We start from the raw sequence: 12,169 nt of genomic DNA, 5'->3' as shown, positions 1-12,169 counted from the left end.
TAGCGTTCACCGTCATTCGATTGCAATGACACATCGGTGCAGCGTTGCGTTACATTCTGATCCATTGCAACACTTGCAGCCCGTTTACCTGGGCATATGCACTTTGGAAGCAACGAGCGTGTTGCCCTCTTGTGGAAAGCAACGTAGCGTTTCTCATATCAGAAACGCCGTTGCGAGCACCAGGAGAACGACATGCCGAGCTTCCCGACCCCCGCACCCATCTCCGCCGTCCTGGACATCCCCGCCGGGCGCATCCAGTTCATCGCCGCCGACCGCGCGGACACCACAGTCGAGGTCCGGCCCACCGACGTCGGCCGCAACCGCGACACCCGGGCCGCCGAGCGGACCACCATCGCGTACGCCGACGGCGTCCTGCGAGTCACGACCGCGACCCCCGCCAACCGGTTCCTCGGCCCGTCCGGCTCGGTGGAGGTGACCGTCCAACTCCCCGCCGACTCCCGCGTCGAGGTCCGGGCCGCCAGCGCCGAGCTGCGCGGCGTCGGACGCCTCGGCGACGTCACCGTCGACGGCGCGTACCGCCACATCAAGATCGACGAAGCCGCGAGCGTGCGTCTCACCGCGATCGACGGCGACGTCGAGGTCGGCCGGCTCAACGGCCCGGCCGAGATCAGCACGACGCGGGGCGACATCCACGTCGCCGAGGCCCGACGCGGCGCGGTCGTGCTGCGTACCCAGTCCGGCGACATCTCGATCGCCGCCGCCAACGGCGTCTCGGCCGCCCTGGATGCCGACACCGACCACGGCCGGGTCAGCAACGCCCTCACCAACACCGGCAGCGCCGACCTCGACATCCACGCCACCACCTCGCACGGCGACATCACCGCCCGCAGCCTCTGAAACCCCCGAACCCCCCAAGGAGTACGACAATGACGACGAACAACCCCTCCTCGACCAGCTCGACGTGGACCGGCATGGTGCCGGTCGACGACACGGCCCTGGCCGTCACCGACACCGGCGGTACGGGCATCCCGGTGGTCTTCCTCAACGGCCAGTTCGCCACCCAGGGGTACTGGCGACGCGTGATCGCCGACCTGGGCACCGGTTGGCGGCACATCACCTACGACGAGCGAGCCCGCGGCAGAAAGTCGGGACGTTCGGCGGACTACTCCTTCGAGGCCGCCGTCCGGGACGTCGACGCCGTTCTCGCCGCCCGGGGCGTGGACCGTGCGGTGCTCGTGGGTTGGTCGTACGGCGCGGTGGTCGGCGCGCACTGGGCCAGCCGGAACCCGGACCGTACCGTCGGGGCGGTGCTGGTGGACGGCGCGTTCCCGCACGACTGGCTGGACGAGGCCATGGAGCAGCGCATCCGCAAGCTGTTCCGGCGGATGAACCTGTTCATGCCACTGCTGCGTCCGACGGGCCTGACCCCACGAATGAACGCCGCTCAGATGGCGGAGAGCAACATCGAGCTGGGCAGGCTCTCCCGCGAACGGGAGCTGGGCCCGGTGCTGGACGCCATCACCGTTCCGGTGCGGTACGTGGTCGCGTCGGGGACGTCCCTGGGCAGCAAGGGCGACGAGCAGGAGCGCATCCGCGCCAGCCTCGACGCGGTAACCGTCCGCAACCCGAACATCCGGGTCGGCGCGAAGGTCGCCAGCAACCACGGCGCGATCCTCAAGAAGGACTTCGCAGCGGTCGCCACCGCCGTACGCGAGGTCGCCGCCCTCGACCACGAGGCCCGCTGACGACACCGGGCCCACCGGCGCCCCGGTCGCCTCGCGCGACCGGGGTCGCCCGGTGGGCGCAGTAGCGGTCGTAGCCGTCGAGTTCGCCATGCAGGAATTCGGCAGCCTGCCGATCGTCGTCCTCGGGCACGAACGCTGCGGCGTCCGTCCGACGCGGGCGGCGGGGGCAGCCGTGGCTGGACGTGACCCGGCAGGGCATTGCGGTGGGCACGAACCATCGGCGTTCGTGAAACCACTCACCGCCCCCGGCCGGCAGCCTCCCCATCGGTTGCGAGGGCTGTCGTGATGGCGCGCAAGGGCAGAGAGTTCGTCGATCGTCTGTATCCTGACGTCGTGCATGTTCCGGCTGCAGACATCTACCTGACCTACCGCTGCAACATGCGATGTCGACATTGCTTTGTGGGGCCCGCCCTCGACCGGGGTACAGATCTTCCGAAAGCTGCTCTCATCAGCTTTCTCCAAACCGCCCGCCCGGAATGGGAAACTCGTGAGATCTCTTTCCTAGGGGGCGAACCAACACTCTATCCCCACATAGATTTTGCTATTCAGCTCGGCCGGGAGCTCGGCTATCACATGAGGGTCGTGTCGAACGGTGGGTCCTCGCTGCTCCGTCTCATGAAGCGTCACGGCGCGGAGGATTTCGATCTCGCGGTGAGCCTGGACGCTGCCTCGCCGGCTCGACACGACGCGCTGCGGCGGCGTGGCTCCTTCCGCACGGCGGTCGAGTCCATCACTGTTGGTCGACAACAGGGCCGCCGGGTTTCTGCGATCCTGTCGGTAGGGCGGCACAACCTTGATCAGGCACTCGACACCTTGCTCCTACTGGGCAGACTCGGCGTCGATCACGTCAATGTCCATTACGTCACCGACCGAGGCTTCGCCTCGGCGGACATGCTCGCCAGTCCGGAGGAGTGGCGTCACCTCCGAGACCAGATCATCGGTTCGTCGGGGCTTCCCGACGTGCGTTTCGAAGGAACCTTCCGGCCGGCCGGCCGTTCCCTGTCCTGCGCGGCGGAACAAGAGTCGATGCTGATGCTCTTCCCGGATCAACGGATCTACTCCTGCACGATGTTCGTGGGCCTTCCCGATGGCAATGCGCACCGGTGGCGTGATGGTTCTCTGATACGCAATGAAAGATTTCGTTCCCGATACCGCCCCACCGGCGAACCGTCGGGGCACTGCCCCGCCGCCTCATTCGTGAACGAGGGGCTCCCGAGGTCGGCCGAAGCCGCGGGCTGCACGATCGGTTGCATCTTCGACAAGGAATTCATCACCGCCAGGCAGGCGGGCCACGCGGCAGTAACCCAAAAAATCGACAGGAGAGCGCAGTGACCTCGAACCGGCCGGTGGAATACTTTCGCCAGCACTCGGCGCTGGCGGACTGGTTGAGAGCTGTCCGGGCCGAGGCGCGGAACACTATTCTCGCCGAAGACTCCACCCGCTCCAGCCGTCTCGAGTTGCTGTCTCAGCTCATGGGCCTGCCCATCATCGAGGCGATCACATTCGACGGCAGCGAGGTGGCGAGCAGGTCCGAGAGATTCACGAGCTTCGCCAGGTCCGCCCAGGGCCGCTACGCCGTGCGCGCCTTCCCGCGGCGGGAGGATGGCGGACAGGTGCACCGCAACCGCAACCTCCCTTTGCCCGCGCTCGTCGACTGGCTGACCCAGCAGGATCTCGACCTCGACTCCTACGAGATCGAGATCAGTCAGCACCTACCCAACCATTGGGCCACCATCTTCGTGGTCAACAGCGACGGGGTGATCGGCGAGATCGTCCGGGGCAGCCTGCGCCAGCTGACGCAGGGCGGGCCCGGCACGGCACCGTCGGTCAGCTACGTCCACGACTTCCAGAACTGGAAGACGGAGGCGCCGACCCCGGAGTGGCAGCAGACCGCAGCCGCCGCAGTGGCCTACACGGCGGTGCCCGACGCTGACGTTCGCGCGCGACTGCACGACGCCCTGAACTGCGATTTCGCGCGCGATCTCCACTTGTGCGGATACTTCGAGGCGATCGTCACCCCAGAGGGCGACATCCGGTTCATCGACTACAACATCTCCCTCGGCGACCAGGTCCCCGCAGCGTTCGTGCACCTGATGATGGACCAGCACGGCAGCGGCGGTGACGTTCGCGGCCGGACCGCCAGTCGCGGCAGCGTCACCGGCAGGGCACGGGTCGTGGTCTTCGAGGACGTCGCTTCGGCCCACCTCACCGACGGCGAGGTGCTCGTCTGCGTCGAACCCACTCCGGACATGGTGCCCCTACTCGCCAAAGCCGGCGGGTTGGTCGCCGACCGTGGCGGGGTCCTGAGTCACGCCTCGATCGTGTGCCGTGAGCTGGCCATTCCGTGCCTCGTCGGTACCACCAACGCCACGGAGATCATTCCCGACGGCGCGATGATCGAAGTCAATGCAGACGCTGGGCTGGTCCGGGTGCTGCCCTGATCCATATTATTCAATCGCAGACCCGGAGGAGCCCAGCGGCGAGGAGACACCCATGCACCTGTGCAGCCGGGAGGACTTCGCACGGCTGAGGCAATCCGGTGAGCTGAGCCTGTCGGCGCCCGACGGGGCCGAGCCGGTCTTCCTCGACGAACACCGACTCGCACTGCACATCGCGGATATTCACCGGCTCACCGACGACGTAGATCTACGTAACACGAATGCCGCGTCATCCGACCTGCTGGACCCCACCGATCTCTGCCTCGATCCAGGGTCCTTCTATCTCGGCATCACGAGGGAGAGATTCGCTCTCGGCGGCGGCCTCGCCGCGTCGTTGCACACCCGGTCACGCTACGCGCGGCTCGGCCTCGAGCTGCTCGGGTCGTCGAACTTCGTCGTCCCCGGTTTCGGCTCCACCGGCGCGGCACCGCTTGTCTTCGAGATCTCTGTCAAGAAACTGACAAGGGGCTTCTCCACCACCACGCCATACTGCTTCCTTCTCCTATATCGCCTCTCCTCGCCCCGCAAGGCGCCAAACCCAATGGATTATCGTCGGCGATTTCCGCTACACCACCCAGCACAGGTGGGGGACCTAACAGCGTGACAACACACCCCTATACCGGCGCCTGGTCACCGGACCAGTTCCGCGGCAAGACACTCGTCGGCGTGGATTTTTCCAACCGATGCCTGGTAGGCGTCGACTTCACGGGGGCAGTCCTCAAGGACTGCGACTTCTCGAACAGCGACCTCAGTCATGCGAAGTTCACCGGGGCCGACCTCTACCGATGCAACTTCTCGCGCTCCGTGCTGTACGCCGCGGAGCTGGACAACGCCAACCTGACCCGGGCGAACTTCACGCACAGCTTCATCTACGGATGGCTGCTGAACTCGACCGCCAACGTCACGTATGCGCAGCTCCTGAATTTCTCCATCGAGGAGCACCGGCGAGCGGTCCTCATCAGCGAAACCCACCCCGAGTACATCAGGGCCATTACCTTCGGTCAGCAGATCGGCCCGACAACCGAGCTATGCCGGCAGGACTACCAGGTGGGAAACTATCGGTACACGTTCACCGAGCTGGAACCGCAGGAAGCAGCGCTCCAAAAGTCGCAGGTCTACAATCGCCTCAAGCGGCTGTACCGGGAGAATCAGAACGGCGAAACCGCCCTGCACTGCCTCTACCAGGAGCGGTACTGGTTAACCCGCTCCTACTACCGGCTCAGTCCACTGACACTCGGCCGCTTCCGCGAGAGCATGGTGAAGACGGCCGTCCGCACCGCCGGTGCGTACCTCGCCGAGGTGATCAGCGGATACGGTGTACGGCCCGGCAGGATCGTGCGCAATCTTCTGTTGCTGTGGCTGATCTTCACCATCGCGACCACCATCATCGGTGCTACGTCAAGCTCGAACGGGGTGCTCTACACGACGCCCACCCGTCCACCAGTGACCGTGGCCGGCCGCGTTGAGGCCCCGCAGACGGCGCCGCCCGTCGTGGACATCGGTAAACCTGACCTCCAGTACGGACGTACGCTGCACTACACCCTGCTGTCCACCGTCACTCCCGACCCGCAGCGCTACACCGCGTACGGAATCATGGATCTGGTCTCGCTGGTCTATTTCTTCCTCGCCGCGATGCTGCTCGCGCTGCTCTTCTCGTCGGTGTTCATCCGCCTTTTGAGCGAGTGAGCGCGTCAGGTCGGCGTTAGGTGAGGGATGAGATGGGTCTGCTCTGCAGGATCCACAGGTCGCCGTCGCGCGCGGCCCACTCGATGTCCTGCCCCTCACCGAGAACCTCGTCGCAGGTTCGTGCCACGCGGGCGAGTTCGGGGAGCAGCGAGGCGAGGGCGGGCGCCACGTCCTCGACATCGGGGGTGACAAGGGCCCCGCCCGGCTCCAGAACGACGTAGTCGGCCGCACCGGAGCCGGCACCGGGCACGATCGCTTCGATGACGAGTTGCCGGGCACCGGTTACCGGGTCGCGGGTGAACATGACGCCGGCACAGTCACCTTCGATCATCGGCTGGACGATCGCGGACATGCTCGATGGTGCGAGGCCCATCGCCTGGCGGTAGGAGTTGGCCGGCGCCTCGTGCAGCGACCGCTGCACCGCGTACAGCGCCTGACGGACGCCGTCCGGCTCCGGTGCCACGTCGAGAACGGTGCGGAATATCCCTGCGTACGACTCGTGCTTGCCGTCCTCGGCGACGGCGGACGAGCGCACGGCGACCTTGCCCTCGCCGAGCACGGTGAGAGCCTCGGCAAGGCCGGCCGCGACCTGGGCGGACTCCAGCCGTTCCATACCCCGCACGGTGACGCAGAAGCCCGGCGGTACCCGAACATCGTGCTGCATCAACCTGGCGAGGGCGAAAGCCTTGCCGCCTACCGTCTCGACGCCAACCGCCGTCGCGGCCTCCAACGAAACGATCTCCACGTCAGCCCTCATCGCACTCATCTCGCACCGTACCCAGCCGGCAGTTCGGTCCAGACTCGGGCGACCGGCGGCCAATCGGCCCGCAGTCTCTCAGTGGAAGCATCAGCGACAGTCTAGAGAGACACCCGTCGTTCACCGTGCACGGGCGATCAGCGTCCATCGACGAAAGGGCCGAAATTCGGTGGGTGACCGCGGTGGCCCCAGCGTCACGGCGACGCGAGCAGAGGCAGCGCGGGCCGCAGACAGCCGGGAACACCAATCGGCGCCCGCGCCCGGGCAAACCCGCACGCCATTCATGTTCTCCAATAGACTGCGGGTCGAAAACACCCGGGCGACGGAAGGACCCCCGATGGACGATCGAATCCTCACCCGGCTCCTCTCCGTCCTGCTGGCCGCCGTCGTCGGCACCGGGCTGTCCGTGCCCGCCGCCGGGCCGGCGGAGGCTGCGCGGACAGGTCTGCGGGCCGCCGACCCGAGCGTGATCCGCGTCGGCGGCACGTACATCTCCGCGCAGTCGGCCAACGGTGGGATCGCCGTCCGGCAGGCGTCCTCGACCGACGCGCTCGCCGGGGCCACCGCCCGTCAGGTCTGGTCGGACACCCGCGACCTGGGCGAGGTCTGGGCACCGGAGATCGTTACCGACGGTGGCCGCTACCACATCTACTTCTCGGCGGGGCGCGGCGCGGCGCACCGCATGTACGTGATCAGTTCGGCGTCACCGGCCAGCGGCTACACGGCCGAGCGGCAGCTCGCGCTGCCCGGCGGCAAGTGGGCCATCGACGGCAGCCTGTTCACCTTCAACGGGCAGCGGTGGTTCGTCTGGTCGGGGTGGGCCGGCGACACCAACGTCGAACAGAACATCTACCTCAGCCGGATGAGCGACCCGCTCACCCCGACCGGCAACCGGTTCATCATCTCCCAGCCCCGGGAGAGCTGGGAGCGCGTCGTCGGCAACCCGTACATCAACGAGGCCCCCGAGGCGATCCGGGACCCGAACGGGCAGCTCCACATCGTCTACTCCGCCAACGGCAGTTGGAGTGACCAGTACTGCCTGGCCGACCTGCGCCTGCGGGCCGGCGGTGACCCGACGTACGTGTGGGACTGGTACAAGTCCAACGGCTGCCTGTTCGGCTCGAACCCGGCCACCATGATGGCCGGCTGGGACCCGACCCTGCATGTCAACGGCCCCGGCCACCACAGCTTCGTCCTGCTCAACGGCGACATCGCCACGAGCCCACCGGCCGGGCCGCGATTCCCGCTGATGTTCCACGCCGTCCCCAAGGGCACCCCGTACTCCTGGGCCAACCGCTACTGGTACACCGGGACGTTCTGCTGGTGGGGCAACACCACCTACCGCCGCGCCAACGTGCCCGGCCCCACGGCCGACACCGGGTTCGGCATCAAGTTCTTCGAGTGATCCGCGCGCGGCCGCACCGCGTCCGCGCGCGGACCGGTCAGCGCGACACACGGGTACGGCGGTAGTAGGACCAGCCGGCCAGCGGCAACGCGATCGCCCAGGCCAGCAGCAGTGGAAGGCCGATCAGGACGCCCGTCGGTGTGAAGATGTCCTGCGCGTCGGACTCGGACAGGTCGGCGGCGAACTGCCAGGGCAGGGTCGCCGAATATCCGATCATCACGGCGGATCCGAGGACCGTCGGGGTCAGCGGCACCCACGGCGGCACCCGGCGTCCGTGCAGCCCCGGCACCCACCGGGGAAAGGTCAGTCCCCAGTCGCGGATCAGGCCGAGCGCCAGGACGCCGCCGAGCCCGGCGAGGACGCACAGCAGGCCCAGATAGAACGCGCCGGCCGGCAGGCCCAGGAAGCCGTCGACCGGGTGATCCCCGACGCCGGGCCCGCGACCGTGGTACCACTGCGCGAACGGGTCGGGATTGGCGAACAGCGGGATGCCGAGGATCCAGGGCACGTGCAGCGGGATGAACCCCAGCACGGGCGCGATCCACGCCACGTGACCGGCACGGCGGGCCCATCGCGGTGGCGGTGGTGTCGTCGGGGCGTCGACGGTCCGGGTCTGCGTCACGGTCGTAACCCCCATCGGTGGGAAGCGTCGGTTCCTTCCGCGATGACGCTGCCCGAACGGCACGACCAGCGAATCCCCGCTCCGAGGGAGCCACGTCCCCGCCCCCGGGGAGCGGGACCGTCGGGGGCGGGACGCGCGGCCCGCGTCGCGTCACCCGCCGTTGAGCGGGCGGTACTTCATGAGGACGACGCCGGACTCGAAGGGTTCGGCGGACACCAGCGCCAGTCGTGCGGGCGGTCGCCCGCCGTCGAACAACGCCTTGCCCTGGCGCAGGAACAGGGGGTGCACCAGGAGGTGGAGTTCGTCGATGAGCCGGAGATCGGCAAGGGACCGGATAACCGCCAGACTGCCGTAGACCACGATGTCGCCGCCGGACGCGCGCTTGGTCTCGGCGATCTCGTCTGGGTCGACGCGCGTGATCCTGCGGGTGCCCTTCCAGTCCGCGATGTTTCCCGAGGCGGAGACGACGATCTTCTCCAGGGCGTCGAGTCGCTGGGCGTAGCCACGGACGGCGGCCGGTTCGTCGGGGTTGCGGGCGGCGACCGGCCAGTAGCCGGCGAAGTCGGCGTGGGTGATCCGGCCCAGCAGCAGGCTGCCGGCGCTCTCCACCAGATCCCGCTCGTACGTCTGCAGCTGGTCGTCGGCCAGCAGCCAGTCCATCTCGTCGTCCGGGCCGGCGACGAATCCGTCCAGGGTGATCCACATCGACACGACGATCTTCGACATGCGCTCCTCCATCAGGTGTGTTGATGCGGGTCAGCGACCGCCGGCGAGCGCGGCTCGGACGGGTTCCGGGGTCCGGTCGGGAAAGCGCTCCTGGAAGTCGACGACGCCGACCCACGTCGGGCGCAGGCCGATCCGGACCATCCGCAGGCCCGGCTTGTCGATCGCCGCGAGGTAGGTGTCGCCCGCCTCGTCGCCCATCCCCGCGCGCTGGATGACGGCGTACTCCGGCAGGACGCCCTCGACCTCCGTCAGGGTGACCTTGCCGCGCAGCATGAGCACCTCGGGTAGCCCGTTGGCGGTGTCGATGCAGATCGCCACGTCCGGCCGGGCCCGCAGGTCGCGGATCTTGTACGTGCCGGCGAACGCGCCGACGACCAGCTCGTCGCCGGTCCACAGGAAGTTCACCGGGATCAGTCGCGGCGTCCCGTCCCTGCTGGTCCAGGCGAGCCGCGCCACGGGGGCCGCGAGCAGGCGCCGCGCCACGGGGGTGTCGAGCAGCTTCACATCACCCTGCGGCAGGCTCGCCGTCTCGGTCTTGGGCAGGCTCATGAGAGTCAAGCTAGAGGCACAACTCCTACAAAACAAGCGTCACTCCTGAATTAGGAGCCGTGTAGTGTGGAGATCGTGAGCGGCGGGCGTAACTACGGGGATCCGTGCGGTGTCGCACGTGGACTGGACATCATCGGCGAGCGGTGGGCGCTGCTGGTGGTCCGCAACCTGCTGCTCGGCCCCCGGCGCTTCAACGACCTGCTCGGCGGGCTCCCCGGGGTGAGCCCCAACGTGCTGAGCCAGCGACTGCGCGAGCTGACCGAGCACGGCGTGGTGCGACGGCGGGACCTGGGGCCGCCGGCGCGGGTCCACCTCTACGAGCTGACCGCATGGGGGCGCGCGCTGGAGCCCATCCTGCTGGAGTTCGGCCGCTGGGGAAGCCAGTCCCCGCAGCTACCCGAGGGCGCTCTCGGCATCGACTCCCTGCTGCTCACCATCAAGGTGGGGTTCGATCCGGCGCGGGCGGGCGATCTCCGCGGCGTCTACGCCTTCCACATCGACGCCGACACCTACCTCGCCGAGGTCGCCGACGACTCGGTGCAGCTGCGCCGCGGCACGACAGCCGAACCCGACGCGACACTCACCACCGACATCGACACCCTCCGAGCCGTCTGCGGGCAGCAGATGACCATGGCGGCGGCAGCGGACGCGGGCGTGCTCGCGCTGTCCGGTGACACGGACGCCACACGGCGCCTCACCGATCTCCTCCTGACCCCGTTCACACCCCGCGACCTCGCCGACGACGAGACCTAGCGGCGCGGGTGACGCCGGCGCTGCCCCGCCAGCCGGGCCAGCAGGTCCTGGTACGCCCGGGCCCGGTCGGCCGCTCGCGGTGACAACACGTCGGCGCTCATTCCCGCGTACGCCTCCCGCTCGGCCGCGACGGCCGCCTCGTCGACGAGTGCCCGGGACGCTCGTTCCCGCTCCCGGTGCTGCTCGTACCAGGGTCGGACGGCTCTCGCGGCGAGGTACAGGCCGGCCGCGACGCAGCCGACCGCGATGAGCAGCAGGAACAGGAACGCCACCACCTCGTCGAAGGAGGGCAGAGCCCCGGCCCGGCCGAAGGACCGCTCCAGCTGCCGGTCGTCGCGGGCGTCGAGGTAGTCGGCCGCGCCAGCGCCACCCAGGACGACGAACACCACAAAGGCGAGCACCTGCACCAGCAGGCCGTACCGGGATCGGTCGATCCAGGCCACCGCCGAGGCCGGCCTGGGCGCGTACGCCGCGCCGAGTCGGAACGCCGACGGTACGAGCACGATCGCCGCGGCCAGCCCGCCCGCCACGAGCTGGGCGCTCAGGACGCCCGCGACCCGCGGATCGGGCCAGCCCCGGGCCAACCAGGTGAGCAGCACGAGGAGCCCCGTCCACCCGGCGACGAACGTCAGCGCCCGGCGTACGGCTGCCGCCCGCGCCGCCGGCCTGGCCCGTTCCACCTCGGCGGCCCGCCACTTGTCGATCTGCCGCTGCACGGCTCGGCGCTCATCGGCGGCCTGGTGTCGCTCCGCCTCCCGCCGGACCCGCTCGTCGGCATTGCGGGCGTACCGCGCCTCCCGTCGGGCCTGCTCGTCGGGGCCGACGAACGGCGCCAGCAGGTGGGGCCGGTTCGACTCCCGCAGCGGGTGCCGTGGTGGCAGGTCGGCCGGGACCCGCCACCCAAAGTCGGTGCCGAGGACCACCCGCATTCCACCGACCAGCCGGTCGGGCAGGAGCGTCGCGACACCGGCGGCGTCCCGCCGGTCGTCGAGGCCGTCGACGACGAGCACCAGCCGCTCGCCCCGCCGTTCGCACGCCTGGGCCGCGTCGAGGTACCCGCCCAGCAGGTGCGCCTCCCGGGTGGACCCGGTGAGATGACCCGGCATGGACCCGTCGGTCAGCTCGACCAACTGCTCCAACACGACGTCGACGAACGCGTCGCGGGTCTGCCGCTCGGTGCGGCCGGCGACGACGAAGTACGACACGACCCGTACGCCCGGCGGCGGGTGCAGCACGAACCAGGACAGCAGCGCGGTCATCCCGGCGCCCCGGCCAGCCTCCCACCGCAGGTACGCGCCCGACCCGTCACCCGTGCAGAAGGCCGTGAGCCGCGCCAGCTCGTCCTCCCGGTCGAGCAGGTCGGCCGGGGCGATCCGGTGCACCTCCGCCAGGTACGCCGACCGTACGACCGGGCCGAAGATGTTGTACTGGCGGCTGTGGGGGCCGAACTGCACGCCCCGGGCGTGGCGGGCGTCGACGCCGCGAGACGGGTCGTCCTCCGGCTGCCGACTGTCGCCCATCTGCCGG

The 12,169-nt window shown here is 68.8% G+C and carries 13 protein-coding genes; 8 read left to right on the top strand and 5 right to left on the bottom strand.

The window, feature by feature from the left end:
* Positions 1-192 precede the first annotated feature (192 nt).
* The 6 genes from AB0B39_RS23100 to AB0B39_RS23075 all read left to right on the top strand — a co-directional run bounded on the left by AB0B39_RS23100 (position 193) and on the right by AB0B39_RS23075 (position 5,830).
* Entirely contained in the window at positions 193-858 is a 666-nt protein-coding gene (locus AB0B39_RS23100; protein ID WP_357575339.1) for a DUF4097 family beta strand repeat-containing protein, read from the top strand.
* 29 nt (positions 859-887) lie between these two features.
* Positions 888-1,706, top strand: coding sequence for an alpha/beta hydrolase (locus AB0B39_RS23095; protein WP_357575338.1), 819 nt, complete (start codon positions 888-890; stop codon positions 1,704-1,706).
* Positions 1,707-1,991: 285 nt separating this feature from the next.
* Complete coding sequence (locus AB0B39_RS23090; protein WP_357575337.1) at positions 1,992-3,038, top strand: radical SAM protein; 1,047 nt, start codon at positions 1,992-1,994, stop codon at positions 3,036-3,038.
* Positions 3,035-4,147 (top strand): PEP-utilizing enzyme, encoded by a 1,113-nt coding sequence (locus AB0B39_RS23085; protein ID WP_357575336.1) that lies wholly within the window; start codon positions 3,035-3,037, stop codon positions 4,145-4,147. The genes AB0B39_RS23090 and AB0B39_RS23085 overlap by 4 nt, the downstream gene beginning before the upstream one ends.
* Before the next feature lie 52 nt (positions 4,148-4,199).
* Complete coding sequence (locus AB0B39_RS23080) at positions 4,200-4,748, top strand: hypothetical protein (protein ID WP_357575335.1); 549 nt, start codon at positions 4,200-4,202, stop codon at positions 4,746-4,748.
* On the top strand, positions 4,745-5,830 hold the full coding sequence (locus AB0B39_RS23075) for a pentapeptide repeat-containing protein (protein WP_357575334.1): 1,086 nt from the start codon (positions 4,745-4,747) through the stop codon (positions 5,828-5,830). The genes AB0B39_RS23080 and AB0B39_RS23075 overlap by 4 nt, the downstream gene beginning before the upstream one ends.
* A gap of 16 nt (positions 5,831-5,846) precedes the next feature.
* Here the strand turns inward: AB0B39_RS23075 and AB0B39_RS23070 are convergent, their stop codons facing one another.
* Complete coding sequence (locus AB0B39_RS23070) at positions 5,847-6,587, bottom strand: PEP/pyruvate-binding domain-containing protein (RefSeq protein WP_357575333.1); 741 nt, start codon at positions 6,585-6,587, stop codon at positions 5,847-5,849.
* 337 nt (positions 6,588-6,924) lie between these two features.
* On the opposite strand from AB0B39_RS23070, the gene AB0B39_RS23065 reads away from it, so the two are divergent.
* Positions 6,925-7,992 carry a glycoside hydrolase family 43 protein gene (locus tag AB0B39_RS23065; RefSeq protein ID WP_357575332.1) on the top strand — a complete coding sequence of 356 codons (1,068 nt, stop codon included), beginning with the start codon at positions 6,925-6,927 and terminating at the stop codon, positions 7,990-7,992.
* 37 nt (positions 7,993-8,029) lie between these two features.
* Here the strand turns inward: AB0B39_RS23065 and AB0B39_RS23060 are convergent, their stop codons facing one another.
* The 3 genes from AB0B39_RS23060 to AB0B39_RS23050 all read right to left on the bottom strand — a co-directional run bounded on the left by AB0B39_RS23060 (position 8,030) and on the right by AB0B39_RS23050 (position 9,889).
* Positions 8,030-8,614: a hypothetical protein gene (locus AB0B39_RS23060; RefSeq protein WP_357575331.1), complete on the bottom strand. Its 585-nt coding sequence runs from the start codon at positions 8,612-8,614 to the stop codon at positions 8,030-8,032.
* Positions 8,615-8,764: 150 nt separating this feature from the next.
* The gene (locus AB0B39_RS23055; RefSeq protein WP_357575330.1) at positions 8,765-9,340 is read right to left on the bottom strand and encodes a dihydrofolate reductase family protein; all 576 of its coding nucleotides are present in this window, start codon (positions 9,338-9,340) and stop codon (positions 8,765-8,767) included.
* 30 nt (positions 9,341-9,370) lie between these two features.
* Positions 9,371-9,889: a pyridoxamine 5'-phosphate oxidase family protein gene (locus AB0B39_RS23050; RefSeq protein ID WP_357490112.1), complete on the bottom strand. Its 519-nt coding sequence runs from the start codon at positions 9,887-9,889 to the stop codon at positions 9,371-9,373.
* Positions 9,890-9,964: 75 nt separating this feature from the next.
* On the opposite strand from AB0B39_RS23050, the gene AB0B39_RS23045 reads away from it, so the two are divergent.
* On the top strand, positions 9,965-10,642 hold the full coding sequence (locus AB0B39_RS23045) for a winged helix-turn-helix transcriptional regulator (RefSeq protein WP_357575329.1): 678 nt from the start codon (positions 9,965-9,967) through the stop codon (positions 10,640-10,642).
* Here the strand turns inward: AB0B39_RS23045 and AB0B39_RS23040 are convergent.
* Entirely contained in the window at positions 10,639-12,162 is a 1,524-nt protein-coding gene (locus AB0B39_RS23040; RefSeq protein ID WP_357575328.1) for a hypothetical protein, read from the bottom strand. The two genes, AB0B39_RS23045 and AB0B39_RS23040, sit on opposite strands and share 4 nt — an antisense overlap.
* Between the last annotated feature and the right edge of the window lie 7 nt (positions 12,163-12,169).

Origin of the sequence: Micromonospora sp. NPDC049114 (genome assembly GCF_040648635.1) — a bacterium.
GTDB lineage: Bacteria > Actinomycetota > Actinomycetes > Mycobacteriales > Micromonosporaceae > Micromonospora.
Note: the sequence above shows the minus strand (reverse complement) of the source record. Positions and strands in the feature narration are given on the sequence as shown.